Origin of the sequence: Acetobacter musti (genome assembly GCF_011516835.1) — a bacterium.
GTDB lineage: Bacteria > Pseudomonadota > Alphaproteobacteria > Acetobacterales > Acetobacteraceae > Acetobacter > Acetobacter musti.
The window spans coordinates 1-20,495 of sequence record NZ_WOTB01000025.1 but is presented as its reverse complement, the minus strand read 5'-3'; the positions used below and the strand labels follow the sequence as shown (position 1 = coordinate 20,495).

The following is a 20,495-nucleotide window of genomic DNA, read 5'->3' as shown; positions in this document are numbered from 1 at the left end:
GGTGATATGACCGCACCGTTGGTTCTTCAACTGGATGAGCGCCTGAAACACACCTTGGAGCGCGAAGCCACCCGACGTGGCCTGTCCCTGGGGCAGTTGGTGCCGGATCTTCTGGAAGAGGGTCTGCGGCACGCACGGCGGCGGCGCATCCGGGCCGACAGTGCGAGGGTGGGGGACTATGTCGCCTCCTCCCCGGATGCCCTCAGCCTGTTCGAAGACATAGGCGGTGCCCATATGGCCGGGACGTCCGAGTAAGGCTGTTCCGGAACAGCATATGTCCGTTTGCCGCAGGGTAGCCGGTTTGGCGCTCCGGGGCACGAGCTATGAGGATGAAGGATTTTCCTGGAAAGATATCGAATTATTTAGTATGATATCATTTCAGAAAATGAAGAGTTCCGCCATGTCCTCAGTTGTTATTCGCAACCTTCCGGAAGAGACGCATCGGGCGCTGAAGGCGCAGGCCGTGCTGCATGGGCGCAGTACGGAAGCCGAGATCCGGATCATTCTGGAGGCGGCCGTTCGGCCCTCGCGGCGGGTCCGGCTGGGTTCGCTGCTGGCGTCCATCGGTCGTGAGGCCGGTGTGACCGATCAGGATGTCGCGGCCCTGCAGGCCCGGGACCAAAGTCCGGCCGAGCCACTGTCCTTCGAATGATCCTGCTCGATACCAATGTGATCTCGGAGCCGTGGAAGCCTGCCCCGGAGCCGCGTGTTCTGGCCTGGATTGATGCACAGGCGATCGGGACGCTTTTCCTGTCGGCCATAACGGTGGCCGAACTGCGTTTCGGGATCGGGGCGATGCCCGCCGGTCGGCGGCATTCGGTGCTGCATGAGCGGCTGGAACAGGAGGTATTGCCCCTGTTCGAGGGGCGTATTCTGCCGTTCGATCTGGCGGCGTCCCGGGCCTATGCTGATCTGATGGTGCGGGCGAGGTCAGAGGGTCGGGCGATCGGCAAGGCCGATGGCTATATTGCCGCGACCGCCGCATCCCGTGACTATGTCGTGGCCAGCCGCGACGTGTCGCCGTTCGAGGCGGCTGGTGTGCGGGTTCTCAATCCGTGGGAGGATACCTGATGTCCGGGACAGATCCGGCCGCGCGTGCGTTTGAGGATCTGTGCGCCGAAATGACGGTGCTCCGGCGCAGCGTGGAAGCGCTGCCGCAAGCGTGGCGGGACAACCGGCCACCGGATTACACGGAGGATCTGGCTCGTGACGTGAGGGCCATGAACGCCATCGTGTCAGCGCTGAGGTTTTTCTGCGCCCCGACACTCTTCCGCCCCGACTTTGCACGGAGGCTGATGCGGGTGGCGCGTCCCCGCAACTTGCCCGTCGTGCTGAGCCGCAATGAGGTTAATCCCCTGTGGCCTTCTTTCATATTTGCCATCAATGAACGATGCTTCCCACGGATACCGAAAGAAATAGCGGGATGACGCCTGGCAGGCTGGGACTGGGGCTGACATATGGAATGGCGGCGGGCGCGCTATGGGGATTGGCCTTCCTGGCACCCGAACTCGCGGCCGACTTCACACCGCTGCAGCTGTCCACCGGGCGGTATCTGGCTTATGGCCTCTTTTCCGGACTGATGCTGATACCCCGTTGGAAGACGTTGGGACCGCTCATCGGGAGAAGAGAATGCCGGGCATTGATCGGGCTCGGACTGCTTGGCAACGTCCTCTATTATGTCCTGCTATCCTACGCGGTCCGGATGGGCGGCATTGCCATGACGTCGCTGATCATCGGATTGTTGCCGGGGTTGCTGACCGTGATAGGCAGCCGGGGCGTAAATGCAGTGCCGTTGCGAAAGCTGGCTCCGACGCTGATATTCGGCCTGGCAGGTATTGCATGTGCCAGCTGGGGCAGGCTGGAATACGCTGCACCGGGGGGTATAGGCATACAGGTGACCGGGTGGTTCTGCGCCCTTCTGGCTCTGGTGTCATGGACTGTTTTCGCCGTTCTAAATCAACGGTGGCTGGAACGCGTGCACCAGATATCTTCCCATGACTGGAGTCTGTTGACGGGCGGCGCAACCGGCGTGCTCACCCTGCTGTCGGCTGGCCCGGCCTTCATGCTGACGGTGCCGGGCAATCACGATGGTATCATGCACGGCATCCATGAATGGGCGGGACACAGCGCCCTTGACTGGGTGCGCTTTATTGCGGTTGCAACTGGCATCGGAATCCTTGCGTCGATCCTGGGTAATACCTTCTGGAACCGGATGAGTCGCCTGCTCCCCATGACACTGGCCGGGCATATGATTTTATTCGAGACGTTGTTCGCTCTGCTGTATGGTTTCCTGTGGGATCGTCGCGTTCCAGCTTTTCCTGAAACACTCGCGATCGTTTTTGTTAGCGTGAGTGTATTGTCAGGCGTGATAGTTCATCGGCACCAGACCGACGTTGTCCCTTTGGAACCTTCCTGACTGGTAAACTGCGTGTTGAAACGGTGGAGGTGCCCCCGCCAACGCACTTCCTGTGTGATGATGTCTTTTGCCCCGTAGATGCAAAACATGCGCGCGGTTCTGCGGAGCCCGGCCGATGGTCCATCGGTGCCACAGTTGCTTCAGGATCAAGAGGCTCGCGAAAATTTCCACGCAGAAGAGGGCAAATCGCAGCGAGGTTTGTTGCCAGCTTGATGACGCCATCCGCATCGGGGTGGATCTGTCCCGCAGCGTCTTCCTGCCCGCCCGAGAGGAATCATAAACCTGCCACGGTTATGATTCTTTCTCTTCGCGTGCCCTTAACCGAAAGAGACAGCACTGATGAAAAGCACCGATCTGATTGACCGTATCGCCGAAGCCACGGGTGGCACGAAGGCCGATGCGAAGACCGCTCTTGAGACTGTCACAGCCTCGATCATACAGGCCGCAGAGGCTGGCGATGAGGTATCGCTTCCCGGCTTTGGCAAATTCACCGTTCGTCACACCGCCGCGCGCACGGGCCGCAACCCCGCGACCGGCGCCGAGATGCAGATCCCGGCCTCGCGCAAGCTGGCTTTCGCGCCGGCGAAGGCCGTGAAGGACGCCCTGGCCGGAACTGATAAAAAGTAAGGCCTGATCGGTCGCATGATTCCGCGTCACGCTTCCCATTGTTCTGACATGGGAAGCGATGACGATGATCGAGACAACTGCACGGCCTGATACCACCGCAAGCCGGGATGACGACATCCGCGAGCGGCTGCGGGGCATTGAAGACAAACTCTCCCTGATCATCGAGATCCTGTCTCCTGAAGAGTCCGACGGTCCGACACTCGATGAAATTCTTGGCCGGCTGGTGACGCTGATCGCATCGCAGAGCCCACTGCTCAGGCGCATCGACCTTACGACCGGCAAGACGCTGGACATTCAGGAGGGGCGCTCGCCCCGATCCGCCCAGCCCGAGGAGCTGGATGAGGCTGACGTCTGATGATGACGTTCCGGAAGATTTCGGCCGAGGGCAACGGCCGCATGATCACCGCCTATTTCACGCAGGAGCTGCCGGATCCGGAGCACGATTTCCGCACTCAGCCCGGGAAGGTTCCTGACGCGGACGGTTCACGGCTGACCAGTTATTACACCGGGCGCGATGGCCGGGCCTCATGGCGGCCCGACATGAAGCCCGAGATCGCGGCAGCACTCGGGATTGATCCGACGACACCGCCGAAAAACGAGCAGCTCAATCGCCTGTTTGAGGCGAAACGGGCTGATAATGGCGAGGACTGGTCGAAGAACGCCCGCAAAATCAGCGCCTATGACCTGACCCTCGCGCCGCATAAATCGGTGACGCTGGCCGCCGAATTTGCGCCGACAGAAGCGGAGAGAGCGGCGATCTGGCTCGCCATCAATCAGGCCAACGATGCGACCATGCGCTATGTGGCGAGAGAGATCGGCTTCGCCCGGCGTGGCCATGGCGGCGAGGATGGTGCGGACCAGGGAGAGGTCGCCTGGGTCTCGTTCCGGCATACGACAGCGCGCCCCACGGTCGAGGCGTGCGATCCGGGCACAGGCCAGACCTATCTCATCGACACCCCGGCAGGTGGTGATCCTCACGCCCACATTCACAACGCCCTGTTCAATGTGGTGGCCACGGAAGACGGACACGTCGGCTCACTGGACACAAAGCGCTTGCGCAGCCGCGTTCATGAGTTCGGTGCGTATTTCCAGGCGCAGCTTGCCGATGAGCTGCGGCGGATCGGCATCGCCCAGCAATATGACGCCAATGAGCAGGCCACCGTCGTCTCGGCCGTGCCGCAGGATGTCTCGGACTTTTTCAGCAAGGGACGCCGCAACGTGATCAGGGCCGCGAAGGAGTATGCGGCGGCGGAAGGGCTGGACTGGGCGGATATGCCGATCGAGCGCAAGCGCCGTATCCTGTCCATGGCCGGGCTGGCTGCCCGGCTCGACAAGGACAAGGGGGCCAGCGACCACGAGATCTGGCTGGAGCAGGCGAAAAGCCTCGGCTGGGAGGAGAGAAGCCTCCTCGGGTCGCCGATTGGGCCAGAGGGCACGCGGGAAAAGAGATACGATACGGCTTACCGTTTCGCGGCGCGGCATCTGGTGACGGAGTTTGAGACCGCCGCCGTGCTCGATCATGACAAGCTCAGGATGTATGCCGCACGAGGGCTGATCGGCACAGGTATCGAGGGCGGCGTGAAGGACATCGATCATGTCGTCAGCCTCATTGAACAGCGGGGGCTTGAGCTGAGGGGCGAACAGGTCTCGCTGATTCAGCAGATCCGGGGCGACAGGCTGAGGGTCACGAATACGGCGCAGATCGCCATCGAGGAAAACCTTGCGATTCAGGCCGCCCGTGCATCCGGCGACCGGAGCGGGGCGCTGTCGGATCGCCAGATCACTGAAGCCATTGGTCGCTCGACACTGGATTTCTCCAGTGACCATGGCAGGGCGCAGAAGGCGGCGATTTACGCACTCGGCCGGGGTGGTGCGCTCTCGATGCTGACGGGTGTCGCAGGGTCGGGAAAGACCGCGCTGCTGTCGCCGCTGGTGGACGCCTGGAAGCATGACACCCGTTATGATGAGAACGGGCGCAGGATCATCGGGATTGCCAATGCCTGGCGTCAGGCGGACGCGCTGCGCGACGCCGGCATCCATGACACCTGCGCCATGCTGCCTTTCCTCGCCCGGCTGGAACGCGGCGACATCGACGTGGACCGGAACACGGTTCTGGTGATCGATGAGGTCGGTCAGGTCGGACCACGCCAGATGCTCCGCCTGCTGGAACTGCAGCGCGATACCGGTTGCACGATCAAGGCGCTGGGCGATCATGAGCAGGCACAGAACATCGAGGCCGGTGACTCCATCGAGATGCTGCGCAGGGTGCTGGACGTGGAAGACATGCCGGAGCTTCTGTCCAGCGTCCGGCAGACATCCGTCAGAAACCGACAGATCGCCGACCTGTTTCGTGGCGCGGAACCTGATGAAAGCGATCTCGCCTCTCTGGAAGTCAGAGGAGCGGCCGGGAACGCCAACAGTGACGAGGAGAATGACGACGACGTCCGCAATAAATTCCACATGAAGGAAGTGCGGGACGCGATCGATATGAAACGGGTGGACGGCACGATCCGTCTGGTGGGCGGAGACCACGACGAAGTGCTGCAGGAAATCGCCCGCCTGTATGTGACACGCCGCGACGCTCTCGCGGCCGAGGGCGCAACTCCGCGAACCGGGCGGACGAAGACGATCAGCATGTCTGCCCTGACCAACCAGGACGCCGCCGACCTCAGTCGGGCCGTGCGTGGCATCCTGCAGGAAAGGGGTGAGATCTCGAAGCATGAGATCACGGTGCAGGCCATCGACCAGCGCGGCGAGACATACGATCTGGCTATCGCAGCCGGCGACAGGCTCCGGCTGTATCGCCGGACCTGGGGAACAGTGGACGGCAAGGGGGCCACGGTCGGCAATAACGGCGACGTGGTCGATGTTCTCGCGCACAGCGATGCCGGGCTGCGTATCCGCACGAAGGACGGCGTTGTGGCCGACGTGGAGTGGCGTCGCTTTCAGGATGCGAAGACCGGCAAGGTGATGCTTGGCTTCGGGCACGCCATGACCATCGATGCGGCACAGGGCCTGACGTCAGACGAGCACATCAATGCCATGCCACGCGGCGCGGATCTCGCGACCGGTTTTACCTCCTATGTGGCAGAGAGCCGGGCGCGCGGGACAACATGGACGATGATCTCGGATGCCGCGACCTTCGAGGCTGTCCGGAACCAGCGGGCGCTCGGCGATGCAACGCCCATCACCAGCGACGATCTGTGGGATCACGTCGCGAAGAAGATGGCGAACAAGCCTTACAAGGCGCTCGGCATGGATCTGGTCGCCCGGACCCGGAAGGCGCGCGATGCAAGGATCCGCGAACTGATCGCGCTTGGGCGTGTGCAGGAGACGATGGCGACGGAAGGCCGCCCTTACGGAAGAGAGATCGTGCTGAAGACGCAGGCACGGCAGGCCGAACGGTCGCACAGCGCGCGCCTGGCGGAGATCGATGCAAAGCTGCAGGCCATGATCAGGAACGCGCCGGCGATCATGAGCAGGGCCGAGAGGGCGCTCAGGCGTGAACGGGCGGCGCGGGTTCTCGGTAACGCACAAACCTCCCCGTCAGCTTCACCAGGTCCCGGACAATGAACCTGTCCGGCGAGACTTTTTTCGGTATCTCTCATGGTGTGTCGATCGCTGGTGTCCGGATAGGACTCGATCAATGAAAGCACTCTTCCGTTTTCTTCTGGTTCCCTGTCTTCTTTTTCCGGTCGCCGTGTATTCGGCACTGGTCAATAATTTTCTCATGGAAGGGAGGACAGTGAAACAGGCGATTGCGACAGAGTATCTTCTGTTTCTCTTCCTGTATCTGTATTGCCGATACCTCGCCCCAAGACACCGGGCGCTGACCGAAGCCTTCATCTATGCGTTTGCGCTGCCTTTCTCTGTGCTGCTGACGCTTATGTCGGCCGTGTTCATTCTGGACGGCAGAACGACTTCACCACCCAAAGACCTTCTTGCCTTTGCACAGTGGATTATCGACTTTGTGGCAGACCCGATTTCGGAGATGTTTGCCCTGGCGGGGGTGGTTTTTTGTGTGGGTCTGCTACAGGCCGTTGTGTTTTTTATCCAGTTTCTCTTCGGTATTTGCAGAAGTCCGGCAGAGTGGCCCGCATTCGTTGTGTGGGGATTCCTGATTTTTGGAAAGTTGCCGCCATCGAGAGCACCTTTCGTCTGTCTGACAGAAGCTGCGGTGACGCTCGCCGCTAAAGGATTCGTTGCGGTATCAGGAGCGATGTCAGCGGTGGTGTTGCTCGCAGTCGTCTTTCCATCCGAAAGAATCATGCGAGGCTTCTCGAACGGGTATCTGCTGCTCGGCGCTTTTCTGGCCGCGATCTCGTTCTCCGGCATGGCTGCCTTTCTGGAACTGTGCGTTTCTATTTACAGTGCAGAGACGCAACAGGCGCTGTGGGATTGGGCTTCCGGCCCGTTTCCCAAGGTGGCCCGGTTCGCAGACGTGACGATGTCAAAATGGCTTTTCGAGAAGGCCGCCCGCATCAAGGGTTGCATCCCTCAACGTCTGCGCCGTCTGCCCGGCAATGTGAAGCACCTCGGGATACGAAATCTCTGATCGTGTGGTTCGGCACCTTATGATTCTTCAGGGAAAGGGGCCGCCACAGCCAGGCTGGAGTGCAGAAATGACCAGTAAAGCATCTGACGAATCAGCATCGCCAGGGCAGGCTCCCTGGGGAGCGTGGGAGTGGATCAAAACGGACTTTGGCCCTGCCCGGGTCCGGTCACGCCTGAAGGCAATCTATGCCGAGACGGAATTCAGAGAGTTTGAGCTGCGTCATGGCAACGAGACATGGATCGGACAGGACACCTCGGACGTCAATGGCCACCAGTCGTTCAGGGTCGGATCTGTGTTTGCTGTGGACTCACCGCATCTGGCTTTTGTCGGCGATGAGCATGCTTCCTCACTGGATGCTTTCGTTCGTTTCGCTGTCCCGTATCTGGTGAGCGGCAGCACCCTGCCGGACCTGATCGGCAAGCCCCGGCCTTACTTTAATGACTGAGATGGGGGGAGGGCGGAAGGTCTGGTCTGAGCATAAAAATTAACGAAGCCGACGGTCGTGATCTCTGTTTTCTCACATAGAATAGCTTGACTTACGACAACATATCCGTGATCGTAGATTTATGGATACAGAATCCGCCCTTGCCGCACTCGGCGCCCTGTCGCAGTCCACGCGGCTGGAAATCTTCCGCCTGCTGATGCGCCACGAACCGGACGGGCTGCCGGCCGGAGATGTCGCGCGACACCTTGATGTGCCGCAGAACACGATCTCGGCCCATCTCGCCACCCTGACCCGTGCCGGCCTGCTGACCTCGCAGCGCCACAGCCGGCTGATCGTCTATCGTGCGTGCCTTCCGCGCCTGCGCGACCTGATGCTCTTCCTCGTCACGGACTGCTGCGCTGGCAGCCCTGAACTCTGCGCGCCCCTGGTCGCGAGCCTGTCCTCCTGCTGTCCGTCCCCGGAATCCTGCTCATGACCATCATGATCTACCACAACCCGGCCTGCGGCACGTCGCGCAACGTGCTGGCACTGATCCGCAATGCCGGGATCGAGCCCACGACCATCGAATATCTGAAAACGCCTCCCGGCCGTGCGGAACTGGTCGATCTGATCGCCCGTATGGGGGTTCCGGTGCGCGCGATCCTGCGGGAAAAGGGCACGCCCTTTCACGAACTCGGCCTCGACAACCCGGCCCTGAGCGATGATACGCTGATCGACGCCATGATCGCACACCCGATCCTGATCAACCGGCCCATCGTCGCAACGCCACTCGGTGTTGCGCTCTGCCGTCCGTCCGAAACGGTGCTGGATATTCTTCCCTCCCCACAGCGCGGCGCATTCGCCAAGGAGGACGGCGAGAAGATCGTCGATGAATCCGGAAAGCGGATCTCCTGATGCTGGCTCTTCTGCTTTTCGTTGTCACGCTGGTTTTTGTCATCTGGCAGCCTCGGGGGCTGGGCATCGGCTGGAGCGCAATGGCAGGTGCCGCCGTGGCCTTGGCGGCTGGCGTGATCCACTGGCATGACATTCCTGTCGTCTGGCACATCGTCTGGGACGCGACCTTCACCTTTATCGCGCTGATCGTCATCTCGCTGTTGCTGGATGAGGCAGGGTTCTTCCATTGGGCCGCCCTGCACGTCGTACGCTGGGGCAAAGGGCGAGGCCGGACGCTATTCCCGCTGATCGTGGTGCTGGGAGCGGCCATTGCAGCGGTTTTCGCCAATGACGGCGCGGCGCTGCTGCTGACGCCCATTGTCATCGCTATCCTGACGCAACTGCGCCTGAGCCATGGCGCGGCGCTGGCCTTTATTATCGCCACTGGGTTCGTCGCGGATACCACCAGCCTGCCGCTTGTCATTTCCAACCTGGTGAACATCGTCAGCGCCAATTTCTTTGGCATTGCGTTTGATCGCTATGCCGCGATCATGGTCCCTGTCGATCTGGTGGCGCTGGGCGCGACGCTGGCTGTGCTTTGGCTGTGGTACTGGCGGCAGGTGCCTGCGACCTATCCCGTCGCCGAACTGCCAGCACCCGCTGCGGCAATTCGTGACCACCATGTATTTCGGGCGGCATTTCCGCTGCTGGTCCTCGTTCTGGCGGCCTATTTCCTGACAGCGCCGTTTCATATCCCGGTCTGTGTTGTAGCCTGTCTGGCCGCCGGAACCCTGTTGCTCGTCGCCGGATATGGCCGGGTGATCCCTGTTCGCAAGGTGCTGATGGGCGCACCATGGCAGATCGTGATCTTCTCGCTGGGCATGTATCTGGTGGTGTATGGCCTGCGCAATGCCGGGCTGACCGACTACCTTGCGGCCGCACTGGTCTGGCTTGGCCATCAGGGGCGGTTCATCGCCACCATCGGCGCCGGCTTTCTGGCGGCTGTTCTGTCGTCCATCATGAACAATATGCCGAGTGTGCTGGTCGGGGCACTGGCGATCCAGCAGGCGCACGACATCACGCCGCTGACACGCGACCTGATGGTCTATGCCAACATCATCGGCTGCGACCTCGGGCCGAAATTCACGCCGATCGGCAGTCTCGCGACACTGCTCTGGCTGCATGTGCTGGCGTCCAGGAACCATCGGGTCACGTGGGGGCAATATATGAAGGTGGGTCTGGTGATCACACCTCCCGTCCTGCTGGTCACACTCCTGGCGCTGGCCCTGTGGCTGCCTCTAATCAGCCAGCCGTAATGCATGAATGGACCGATATCACAATGACTGAACCTGACTTGCCGGCCCTTCACCCCGAATATCTTGAACAGGTCGATCTCGCGCGGCTGGAACCGCAACCGCGTGTGGACCATCCGCCGCGTATCCTTCTGCTCTATGGCTCTTTACGCCCCCGATCCTTCAGCCGGTTGCTGGTGCTTGAGGCAGAACGCATCCTGAAGGTGCTGGGGGCCGAGACACGGGTGTTCGACCCGACCGGCCTGCCGGTAGCGGATTCCGTGCCCGCAAGTCATTCGAAGGTGCGGGAACTGCGGGAACTCTCGATCTGGTCTGAAGGCCAGGTCTGGTGCAGCCCCGAACGGCACGGCAACATCACTGCCGTGTTCAAGAACCAGATCGACTGGTTGCCCCTGACGGAAGGCTCGATCCGCCCGACGCAGGGCCGCACGCTGGCGGTCATGCAGGTTTCGGGCGGATCGCAGAGCTTCAATTCCGTCAATGCCCTACGGGTGCTGGGCCGGTGGATGCGGATGTTCACCGTCCCCAATCAGTCCAGCGTGCCGATGGCCTATACCCAGTTCGGTGACGATGACCGGATGAAGCCATCCCCCCTCTATGACCGGATGGTAGATGTCATGGAGGAGCTGATGAAGTTCACATGGCTGCTGCGCGACCGGGCCGACTACCTCGTTGATCGCTACAGCGAACGCAAGGCGGAATTCCGTCTCCCGGAAAGTCTGTGAGCCGGGCAATGGCGGAACAGTTCGATGTTGTGATCGTGGGAGGCGGTCAGGCGGCCCTCGCCGCGTCGTATTTTCTACGACGGACCGGACTGCGTTACGTCATTCTTGATAACGGGACGCAGGCGGGTGGTGCATGGGTGCATGGCTGGGACTCCCTGCATCTGTTTTCACCCGCGTCCTACAGTTCGCTGCCCGGCTGGCCGATGCCAGACACGCCGGATGGCGGCTATCCGACCCGTGACGAGGTGTTGGACTATCTGCACCGCTACGAGGCGCGCTATGCGCCGCCGATCCGCCGTCCGGTCATGGTCGAGTGTGTGGAGCGCGCGAACGGAAAACTTCTGACTGTCAGAACCAGCGCGGGTGATTTTCTTGGCCGTGCGGTTATCGGGGCGACCGGTACGTGGTCAGCCCCCTTTGTTCCCGATGTCGCGGGGCGTGACCTCTTCGGCGGGACGCAACTCCATTCCAGCCATTACCGGAATGCCGCGCCCTTTGCCGGCCGACGTGTACTGGTGGTGGGTGGGGGCAACTCCGGGGCACAGATTATGGCGGAGCTGTCGCTTGTCGCTCAGGCAACATGGGTCACGCTGCATGATCCCATCTTTCTGCCCGATGACGTGGACGGACGGGTCCTGTTCGAGCGGGCGACCGCTCGCGTTCTCGGCGGCCCGTCGGCCATGCCCACCAGCGGCTTTGGCGATATCGTCATGGTCCCACCTGTGCGCGCCGCCAGGGAGCGAGGCGTGCTCCACGCGGTGCGCCCGTTTGGACGTGTGACGGCGACGGGCGTCGTCTGGCCCGACGGGCGGGAAGAAGCCATCGATAGGATCATCTGGTGTACCGGCTTCCGACCCGCGCTCGGTGTATTTGCATCACTCGACGTGATCGAGCCGGACGGCTTGATCCGTGTTAACGGGCAGCAGGCCGTCAGGGAGCCACGTCTCTGGCTGCTGGGTTATGGTTCCTGGTGCGGCCCCGCATGCGCCACCCTGCTGGGGGCAGGCCGTGTCGCGCGATCCATGGTCAGGCAACTGGCGGCCTGGCTTGTTCTGTCGAAGTCATGAGGCTTGCCGGTCAAAACCTTGAAGGCATCAGCATATCCATGCCTTGTAATGCGAAGTGCGATGCATTCCGGCACGCGAGTGCGATGCCCGGATTTCGTACATGACCAAGTTGGCAGCGAGCCGAAATTCCGGAGCCTGACGGTGATTGACACTTGCTGCTGGCAGTGCTGCCGATCAAGGGCAGACAGCGGCTGCGCCGGAAAGACGTGATCGCCGTCTCTGACCCCACTTGGTTACGATCATGTTGCTTCACGCTAACTGTTTGCGAACAATGACAATGAGAGGTGGTCCCCATTTTTCGGACAGGGCGATAAGCTATCATCTGGCCTGAACGAGGACGGGGTTTATGGGCAAGGTTACGCGGAAACGGTATGCGGCAGAGTTCAAGTCACGGGTTGCGCTGGAGGCGATCCGTGGGGAACTGACGCTGGCGGAACTGGCTTCGAAACATGGCGTGCATCAGACGATGATCGCCCAATGGAAGCGCCAGGCGATCGAAGGCATGGCAAGCCTTTTTTCTGGTAAGTCAGTAACGGAACCTTCAGTCAGCCCTGCTGATGTAGAGAAACTGCACGCCAAGATCGGCCAGTTGCTGGTGGAACGGGATTTTTTGCGGGATGCCTCTGCTCGGTTGGGCGTGATCAGAGGCGGCATATGATTGACCCGAAGAGAGCATGCCTGCCGATAATCCGGCAATGCACGCTGCTGCAACTCAACCGGTCGGGCGTCTACTATCGGCCTGTGCCACAGAGCGAAGCCAATCTGGAGCTGATGCGGCTGATCGACGCCCAGTTCCTGGAAACGCCGTATTATGGCTCACGGCAGATGACATGGCATCTGCGCCGCCAGGGACATGAAGTGGGCCGCAAGCGGGTCCGGCGGCTCATGGCGATCATGGGCCTGCGGGCGATCTACCAGAAGCCGCGCACGACCGTGCCCCATCCGGAGCATCGGAAATATCCATATCTTCTGCGGAATCTGGTCATCAATCGGCCTGACCAGGTCTGGTGTTCCGATATCACATATATTCCCATGAAACGGGGATTTCTCTATCTCGTGGCGATCATGGACTGGTTCACGCGCAAGGTCCTGTCCTGGCGTCTGTCGAACACGATGGACGTGGAGTTCTGTATCGAGGCGCTACAGGATGCCCTCATGCGCTATGGCGCCCCGGACATTTTCAATACTGACCAGGGGTCGCAATTTACGACACCCCGTTTCAGCGGGATACTGGAAGAGCGTCAGATCCGCATCAGCATGGATGGGCGCGGTCGCTGGCTGGACAACGTGTTCATCGAGCGCCTGTGGCGGTCGCTGAAATACGAATGCGTCTACCTGTACGCGTTCGAGACCGGATCAGAGCTGAGGGCCGGGCTCGGCAGATGGATCGCCCATTATAACGAAAGGCGTCCGCATACGGCGCTGGCTGGACGAACGCCCGATGAGGCGTATCATAACGTGCCGACGCCATCTGGTCCGGGGTTAACCCCGGACCAGATGGCCAACAGCAACGCCGTCAGAAGGGCGGCATAACAACAACCGGGTATAGCTTATCAAGCCCGCAAAACTGTCCGAACGGACGGGACCACCTCAATGAATTCACCGCGCGTCTGGTCAGCTGGAAAGATTGCATAACCCTCATAATCCGCTCGCGAACGGAAACTCGATGACGCAGCGGAGACCCGGTTTATTGTCGGTTAGCCTGACGGTGCCGGCATGCCGGCGAACGATGGCGCGGACCATACTCAGTCCCAGTCCGTTTCCTGTCGCTGACCGGCTGTGTTCAAGCCTTACGAAGCGATCAAACACACGTTCAAGATCAGTGTCGGGAATGCCATTACCGTTATCGGAAATCACAAGATACACATGTCGGTCAGCGACTGAGATATCGACTGTGATCGTGCTGCCGGGCGGTGTATGATGGCTTGCATTTTCCAGAAGATTGACCAGCACCTGTCGCAGAAGGACAGGCTGGCCTGCTACCATGGCTTCAGCCGGCAGATGAATCTGGAGAATCTGCTGCCGGTCGTCCAGAACAGGAAGATAAGCCTCCGTTATGTCCCGCGCCAGGGCAGCGAGGTCAACGAAGACGATTTCGTCTCTCTGTGTTCCGGCTTCGATTTGCGCCAGATTGAGGAGCGAAGTAAAAATCTCTAGTGCACAGTCAAGTTCGTCTATTGAGAGATCGATATTATCTTTCAGTGCCTCGACTGTGGTGTCACGCTCTCTTGCTCTTTCCAGCCTGTGCCGCAGGCGGGACAGAGGACTGCGCATGTCATGGGCGATATCATTCGAGACCTGCTGCAGGCTGGCGATCAGGATTTCATTCTGATCCAGCATCGCGTTGAGGCTTTGCGACAGATGGTCGAATTCGTCATCCGTTCCTCTTAATGGTATGCGGCGTGCAAAATTGCCACGCATGATGCTGCGGGCAGTCATGCTGATTGTCTCAATCCGTTTCAGCACAGCGCCACTGAGTAACATTCCGCCGATCAGGCCCAGGATCGCAAACCCAAGAGAACTCCATGCAGCTGTACGCCATAAATCGCGACGTAGTCGTTGCAACTGGGACGCATCAATTCCGACAAAATAATAGCCACCGTCAGAAAGCAGATATCCCTGACCATAAACTATGGTTGGATGCTGGGCACGGGGAAGGCGGTGAGCCCATGACAGCCATCTCGGACCAGGCACCGGTCGCAGGTGAAGCATGTTGCCCGCTACAACATCTTCATTCTTATTCTGCAAAAGGTAAAAAAAACCGGGCTCATTCCGAACAAGGGCTTTCACGATCGGCAGGAAATGACTGACGTCCGGTTGCCCGGCCGCAGCTGTCGTTTCTTCCCCTTCATTGATAACGGACTGACGAAGCTGGTCTTCGAATAGATTCTGATTATGGAAACCAGTCAGGATAGCGATGATGATGCCAGAGAACAGGAACAAGACGATAAAACCGGTGACAATCCGGAAAGAGGACGTTCCTGCAAGTCGTCTGGTGGCAGGAATCCATTGCTTATAAGTCAAGGCCTATCTCACCCATGACATAACCGGCGCCCCTGACGGTACGGATCAGGGGCCTTTCGTTTCGTCCCAGTTTTTCCCGCAATCGGGAGAGGTGGGTTTCAACGATGTTTGTGCGGACGGGAAATTCCATATGCCAGACATCCTTCAGGAGCATCTGGCGTGAAACCACCGTTCCGGGATTGCGCATGAAATATTCGAGAAGTTTCATCTCCTGCGGCTGGAGGAATATCTTTTCTCCACTGCGCGTGACCGTGCGGGTCAGCAGGTCAAGCTCGACATCCTCTACGCGCAATACTGTCGTATGCTGAAGTGGCCCGGACCGGCGAAGGAGCACCTGCACGCGCGCAACAAGCTCCCGAAGTGCAAATGGCTTGATCATATAATCATCAGCGCCGTGCCTGAGGCCATTTACGCGGCTGGGTACACCATCCATTGTCGTCAGGAAGAGCACGGGCGTCATGACATCGGCCGTACGCATGCGCGTCAGAATTGTCAGTCCGTCCAGTCCAGGTAGCATCCGGTCAATGATAACAATGTCCCATGGTTCCGAAAGAGCCCGCATCAGTCCGTCAGATCCATTCGTGACAGCGACAACATTGATGCCGTTCTCTCCCAGGCCTTCCTGCACGTAATCTGCGGTCTCAGAATCGTCTTCGACCAGAAGCAGACGAGGTCGTATCATCGGGTTCATGGTGGCAAGGCGCTCATAGAGGTTGGCGATCGGTCCGGTGCTGTGACCCTCCGGTCCGGGCGAATGGCTGAATCGGGCGGGCCGGACCGGCATCCTGGCAGAATCGCGGAAATAAAGCACGGGAGACGGGAATGAACGGGCGTTGATTGGCAATTGTTAATTTGATGAAAGAAAACCACCGGGAAAAAAGAGGTGGAAAAACAGGTTATCGTACGGAGAAACAGGCATGTATTTTTTGGCACTCCTTTTCTCGGTTGTTTTTTCTTTACTTATTTTTGCTCTTCTTGTGGTTCGTTATGGCATTATGCAGGTGTAATTTTCTTGTGCTATTAATGAATTGACTCAGTCTGATACGATAATTTTCTGACCCGACGGGCAGGCCGCAGGCAGAGTGTCAACCTGTCCAGCCAGAGATAGACGACGGGCGTGGTATAGAGCGTGAGCAACTGGCTCACAGCGAGACCGCCCACGATTGCGATGCCAAGCGGGCGTCGGAGTTCCGCACCATAACCGTGACCCAGGATGAGGGGTAAGGCACCGAGCGCGGCCGCAAATGTCGTCATCATGATGGGTCGGAAGCGCAGCAGGCAGGCGTCGCGTATGGCCTGTTCCGGGGAGAGGCCGCGTTCGCGTTCGGCTGCGAGGGCAAAATCCACCAGCATGATGGCGTTCTTTTTTACAATTCCGATCAGGAGAATCACGCCGATCATCGCCATCAGGGAAAAAACCTCCCCGAAAGCCCACAGTGCCAGGAGAGCCCCGACACCGGCGGAGGGAAGGGTTGACAGGATTGTCAGCGGATGGACGTAGCTCTCGTACAGGATGCCGAGCACCATATAGACGGTCGCCAGTGCCGCAGCGATCAGGAGGATTTCACTGCCGGAAGAGTTCTGGAGCTGGGCTGCATTCCCCACGAAAGCGCCGTGGACTGAAGGGGGCAGATGCAGTGCGAGAACCTGCTCTTCCACAACCTGCATGGCCCGACCCAGTGGTACGCCTGTCGGCAGGTTGAAGGAAATGGTCGTCGCGACAGCCTGCCCCTGATGGTTGATGGCAAGCGGTGTCAGGCCAGTCGTGGTGCGAGTGACAAATGTCAACGGCACCATCGTTTCTGTGCCTGTTGATACAGCGGACCCCGTCGAGGCGGCACGGCCACCGGCAAGTGTGTTGGCGATCTGGTTGCGGAAGGATTGAGTGCTTTGAGCTGTCGTGCGTGTCGTTGCGGCAGGCGTGCGCACACGTACGGTATTGGATTGCGTGCCGCCATGAGGACTGCCACCGGATACACTGATCCAGGCCTGCCGCAGCGAAGAAGAATCCTGCCAGAAACGGGGGGCGACTTCCATGACCACCCGATACTGGTTCAGGCGGTTGTAGATGATGGACGCCGCCCGTTGTCCATATGCGTCGAAGAGCATGTTGGAGATAAGTTGCGGTGTCAGCTGCATTCTTGCCGTTGTATTCCGGTCAATGGCGACATTCACGGATTGCCCGCCCAGAAGGACGTCGGACGATACATCCATGAGGGCCGGCTGGTGGGCGAGAGCCGTGGTCAGCCGCTGTGTCCAGTCATAGAGTTCCGTTGGATTGTCGCCCTGGAGTGTGTACTGATAGGCTGCATTGCTGGGACGCGCGCCGATGCGAATGGCGCCGCGCTGGATCGCGAAGAAGCGTGCGCCCGTCATGAATGACAGACGCCGGTTGAGATGGGCAATGGTTGTCGATGGCGGATAGGGGCGGCGGGTCTTGTCTGTCAGGCGAATGAAGATGTTTCCCTGGTTTGATGAGCCGCGCCCACCCAGAAAGCCGGCCACGGCAGCGACATCGGGGTCGGCCAGAAGGGCGGCCTGTGCCTCGTCCATCCTGCGCGTCATGGCCTGGAACGAGATGGCCTGATCTCCCATCACGCGACCAAGCAGCATACCCGTGTCTTCGTCCGGAAAGAGGCTTTGGGGCATCTGTGCATAGACGATAATTGTCAGGATGACCGTTGCAGGCAACGTGAGCAACATGATGCGTTTGTGACGCATGGCCTGATCAAGGCTGCGGGCATAAGCACGCAATGTCATGTCATGGGTTCGCTCCAGACACGCTGCGATCCAGCCCTGTGGTGTCTGTGGGCCGGCGCGCATGATCCGGGCACACAGCATTGGCGTGAGACTGAGAGATAATATGAGGGAAACGAACAGGGTTACGGAAACGGTCATTGCAAATTCGTGAAACAGGCGCCCGGCTATGCCGTCCATCAGGAGGATCGGCAGAAAGACGGCGATCAGTGAAAGCGTGATGGACAGGACGGTGAATGCCACTTCGCCAGAGCCCAGAATCGCAGCCCTGAACGGATGAATACCGTCTTCAATATGACGATTGATGTTTTCCATGACCACGATGGCGTCATCGACCACGAAACCGGTCGCGATGGTCAGAGCCATCAGCGACATGTTGTCGAGTGAGTAGCCCAGCACGCTGATCACGCCCAGCGTGCCCATGATCGACGCAGGGATGACGATCGCCGGGATGAGCGTTGCGCGTAGCGTTCCGAGAAACAACAGGACCGTCAGCACGACAAGTGCGACGGAAAGGACAAGTGTCAGGCGGGTGTCGGCAAGCGAGGCACGGATTGTCAGGGAGCGGTCCATGACCGTCTGCAGATCGATGGCCGGCGGAACAGTCGCCTGAAGATACGGGATCGTGGTGTTGATCTGATCGAGGGCTTGTACAATATTTGCTCCGGCCTGCATAAAGACCTGCACGACAATAGCGGGCTTACGATTGAAATACCCGGCATTGCGAATGTCTTCGACGCTATCTTTCACCTCTGCAACGTCTGTCAGCCTTACCGGGCGGTCATTTCGCCAGGCGACGACCAGGTCGCGATAGGCTTGCGCGGCCCGGGCCTGGTCGTTCGTTTCCAGTGTGAAGCGTCTTCCGCCCTGGTCGATGAAACCTTTGGGGGTATGGGCATTGGCGGAGGCGAGCGCTGCACGGATGTCTTCAAACCCGATGCCGAATTTATATAATGGCAATGGATTCATCTCGACGCGCACTGCAGGAAGAGCGCTGCCACTGACCTGCACCTGACCGACGCCTTTCACCTGCGCCAGGCGTGGGAGGATGAGATTGGATGCCTGGTCGTAGAGTTGCGGCAGAGTGTAGGTATCCGATGTCAGCGCGAGAATTAGGGAGGGCGGTCCGTTGGGATTGGCCTTAGAGTAGCCTGGATTCTGTCGGAGGGTGGTCGGAAGATCAGCCCGCGCCGCCTGAATCGCCGCCTGTACGTCGCGTGCGGCGCCATTGATGTCCCGTGACAGGGCAAATTGCAGGGTTATGCGCAACTGACCCTGACTGGATTGTGACGTCATTTCCGTTACGTCGGCAATGCTGCCCAGATGCCGTTCCAGTGGTTCGGCTATGGAGCTGGCGATCTGCTCTGCGGTCCCACCAGGCTGCTGTGCCTGGACCTGAATGACGGGGAAATCAATATTAGGCAGATCGGCAACGGGCAGTGTAATATATCCGGAAATACCACACAGAATGCAGGCTATGCAGAGTAATGTAGTCGCCACGGGACGACGAACGAATATAGACGTCAGAAACATCTGTTATACTCTGGAAGCAGCCACGCGGACAGCGTAATGCGGTGCATTCTGGGTCGGCAGCCGATTTCTTATGGCAAAAGTTTCTCCAAATTAATATTTTCTGTCCAGTATGATGGTTATAAAATATTCCCAATATTAATATATATTCCATGAATGTTTTTGTTTTTTATTTGTTGGGATATTTTAACATGAAAATGACAGGATATCGAGAACTATATTATATTCATTGCTTGCAATCCCGAACGCTTCGCAAAAACACCATCGTCACGACCAGGACGTTAATCCATTTTGCTCTGGGGCCTGGTTACCGGCGAGAATGGATCCGTTTTATCTGGATCATCTGCCCTGCATTGTTCCTTATGGGGAATCTTCCTCTGCTGTTCATGCGAAAGAAGCAGGAATCCGCGGCACTTGCCGAAGGGAGGCGCTTTTCCCTACTGGCAATCGGAGCAGGAGCCGGTTTCCGGTGCGGCGGAACTGGTTTTCAACCGCTCCTGTTTTCGTCCTGGCCTTCGGAAAGAAGAGATTGTTGCGACACGGGCAGCGAATGAAATCATGCTGCATATTCTGAAACCTGGTCTTTATGGTATGTTTGGATGACTGAATGTTCGTGTGCTGATGGCTGGCCCTCTCATTGCAATCGCTGCTGTAAGTTCATCGTTTGTGATGCGTATCACAGTACCTCCGGAAGGCAGGAAGAGAAATTTGCCTGTTGTGAAGACCGGATGGCCGCGGGTCAGTTTAATTTACCGCAAGGTCCACGCGACCATGATTCAATTGTCGGAACAGTCACGTTTCACCTTATGCCCGACATGTTGTGATCGCAGACTTCCGATGCCGCGCGGACCATTATCCTGAAAGGGCCTGCGGGAAGGAAGTCAGCGAATTGCCTGTAGACCGTTTCATCATGCAGCGCTGTGGCATTTGTTCAGGCGGGCAGGAGTTCAACTTCAGCGGGTTGCAAAAGGGGAGGAGCATGCCAGCGCCCGTGATCGATGTCCCCAATCTCCTTATCGATCTCGCCGATGACCTGTCGGGCGAACGGGCCGAGATGCAGATACAGTGCGCTTGTCATGACGACGTAGGGCAGTGCTTTCGGGTTATGCAGGGCGCAGTCCAGCAGCATGCGCCAGAACTGCCGGGTTGTTCCGGGGCCGGCG

Annotated in this window: 20 protein-coding genes and 1 pseudogene; 17 read left to right on the top strand and 4 right to left on the bottom strand. The window is 59.1% G+C overall.

Annotation, left to right across the window (positions count from 1 at the left end; genetic code table 11):
- The first annotated feature begins 6 nt into the window (after positions 1-6).
- From GOB93_RS15645 to GOB93_RS15570, 16 genes and pseudogenes are all read left to right on the top strand, one after another.
- Positions 7-255 (top strand): hypothetical protein, encoded by a 249-nt coding sequence (locus GOB93_RS15645; protein ID WP_173575361.1) that lies wholly within the window; start codon positions 7-9, stop codon positions 253-255.
- Between the two features lie 145 nt (positions 256-400).
- On the top strand, positions 401-652 hold the full coding sequence (locus GOB93_RS15640) for a FitA-like ribbon-helix-helix domain-containing protein (RefSeq protein WP_173584441.1): 252 nt from the start codon (positions 401-403) through the stop codon (positions 650-652).
- On the top strand, positions 649-1,071 hold the full coding sequence (locus tag GOB93_RS15635) for a type II toxin-antitoxin system VapC family toxin (protein WP_173584440.1): 423 nt from the start codon (positions 649-651) through the stop codon (positions 1,069-1,071). The genes GOB93_RS15640 and GOB93_RS15635 overlap by 4 nt, the downstream gene beginning before the upstream one ends.
- A pseudogene (locus GOB93_RS21635) lies at positions 1,071-1,349 on the top strand (hypothetical protein); the annotation flags it as partial. The gene GOB93_RS15635 and the pseudogene GOB93_RS21635, both read left to right, overlap by 1 nt.
- 41 nt (positions 1,350-1,390) lie before the next feature.
- Complete coding sequence (locus tag GOB93_RS15625) at positions 1,391-2,416, top strand: DMT family transporter (protein ID WP_338422398.1); 1,026 nt, start codon at positions 1,391-1,393, stop codon at positions 2,414-2,416.
- A gap of 339 nt (positions 2,417-2,755) precedes the next feature.
- Positions 2,756-3,043 carry an HU family DNA-binding protein gene (locus GOB93_RS15620; RefSeq protein ID WP_173584438.1) on the top strand — a complete coding sequence of 96 codons (288 nt, stop codon included), beginning with the start codon at positions 2,756-2,758 and terminating at the stop codon, positions 3,041-3,043.
- Positions 3,044-3,101: 58 nt separating this feature from the next.
- Positions 3,102-3,398: a hypothetical protein gene (locus tag GOB93_RS15615; RefSeq protein ID WP_173584437.1), complete on the top strand. Its 297-nt coding sequence runs from the start codon at positions 3,102-3,104 to the stop codon at positions 3,396-3,398.
- Positions 3,398-6,616, top strand: a complete 3,219-nt coding sequence (gene mobF, locus GOB93_RS15610) for a MobF family relaxase (RefSeq protein WP_173584436.1) — start codon at positions 3,398-3,400, stop codon at positions 6,614-6,616. Before GOB93_RS15615 ends, mobF begins: the two co-directional genes overlap by 1 nt.
- A gap of 298 nt (positions 6,617-6,914) precedes the next feature.
- On the top strand, positions 6,915-7,598 hold the full coding sequence (locus GOB93_RS15605) for a hypothetical protein (RefSeq protein WP_173584435.1): 684 nt from the start codon (positions 6,915-6,917) through the stop codon (positions 7,596-7,598).
- A 67-nt stretch (positions 7,599-7,665) separates the two neighbouring features.
- A complete protein-coding gene (locus GOB93_RS15600; RefSeq protein WP_173584434.1) occupies positions 7,666-8,043 on the top strand; it encodes a hypothetical protein in 378 nt (125 codons plus the stop codon).
- A gap of 121 nt (positions 8,044-8,164) precedes the next feature.
- Positions 8,165-8,518 carry an ArsR/SmtB family transcription factor gene (locus GOB93_RS15595; RefSeq protein WP_173584433.1) on the top strand — a complete coding sequence of 118 codons (354 nt, stop codon included), beginning with the start codon at positions 8,165-8,167 and terminating at the stop codon, positions 8,516-8,518.
- Positions 8,515-8,937 carry an arsenate reductase (glutaredoxin) gene (gene arsC / locus GOB93_RS15590; RefSeq protein WP_173584432.1) on the top strand — a complete coding sequence of 141 codons (423 nt, stop codon included), beginning with the start codon at positions 8,515-8,517 and terminating at the stop codon, positions 8,935-8,937. Before GOB93_RS15595 ends, arsC begins: the two co-directional genes overlap by 4 nt.
- Positions 8,937-10,232 (top strand): arsenic transporter, encoded by a 1,296-nt coding sequence (locus GOB93_RS15585; RefSeq protein WP_277877308.1) that lies wholly within the window; start codon positions 8,937-8,939, stop codon positions 10,230-10,232. Before arsC ends, GOB93_RS15585 begins: the two co-directional genes overlap by 1 nt.
- A gap of 23 nt (positions 10,233-10,255) precedes the next feature.
- Entirely contained in the window at positions 10,256-10,954 is a 699-nt protein-coding gene (arsH, locus tag GOB93_RS15580) for an arsenical resistance protein ArsH (RefSeq protein ID WP_025440028.1), read from the top strand.
- Positions 10,955-10,962: 8 nt separating this feature from the next.
- On the top strand, positions 10,963-12,021 hold the full coding sequence (locus tag GOB93_RS15575; RefSeq protein ID WP_173584476.1) for an ArsO family NAD(P)H-dependent flavin-containing monooxygenase: 1,059 nt from the start codon (positions 10,963-10,965) through the stop codon (positions 12,019-12,021).
- A gap of 346 nt (positions 12,022-12,367) precedes the next feature.
- Positions 12,368-13,554 (top strand): IS3 family transposase gene (locus GOB93_RS15570; protein WP_173584431.1). Its coding sequence is split into 2 segments (ribosomal slippage): positions 12,368-12,638 and positions 12,638-13,554, totalling 1,188 coding nucleotides; the frame shifts between segments, so codons are not numbered across the junction.
- A gap of 105 nt (positions 13,555-13,659) precedes the next feature.
- Here GOB93_RS15570 and GOB93_RS15565 read toward each other — a convergent pair.
- The 3 genes from GOB93_RS15565 to GOB93_RS15555 all read right to left on the bottom strand — a co-directional run bounded on the left by GOB93_RS15565 (position 13,660) and on the right by GOB93_RS15555 (position 19,335).
- Complete coding sequence (locus GOB93_RS15565) at positions 13,660-15,045, bottom strand: sensor histidine kinase (protein WP_242010837.1); 1,386 nt, start codon at positions 15,043-15,045, stop codon at positions 13,660-13,662.
- A complete protein-coding gene (locus GOB93_RS15560) occupies positions 15,035-15,736 on the bottom strand; it encodes a response regulator transcription factor (RefSeq protein WP_173584474.1) in 702 nt (233 codons plus the stop codon). Before GOB93_RS15560 ends, GOB93_RS15565 begins: the two co-directional genes overlap by 11 nt.
- A gap of 329 nt (positions 15,737-16,065) precedes the next feature.
- Entirely contained in the window at positions 16,066-19,335 is a 3,270-nt protein-coding gene (locus tag GOB93_RS15555; protein ID WP_173584430.1) for an efflux RND transporter permease subunit, read from the bottom strand.
- A gap of 411 nt (positions 19,336-19,746) precedes the next feature.
- Here GOB93_RS15555 and GOB93_RS15550 point away from each other — a divergent pair, with 411 nt between their 5' ends.
- Entirely contained in the window at positions 19,747-19,935 is a 189-nt protein-coding gene (locus tag GOB93_RS15550) for a hypothetical protein (protein ID WP_173584429.1), read from the top strand.
- 328 nt (positions 19,936-20,263) lie between these two features.
- Here GOB93_RS15550 and GOB93_RS15545 read toward each other — a convergent pair.
- A partial coding sequence (locus GOB93_RS15545; RefSeq protein ID WP_173584428.1) for a DUF4070 domain-containing protein occupies positions 20,264-20,495 on the bottom strand: 232 nt, incomplete at its 5' end.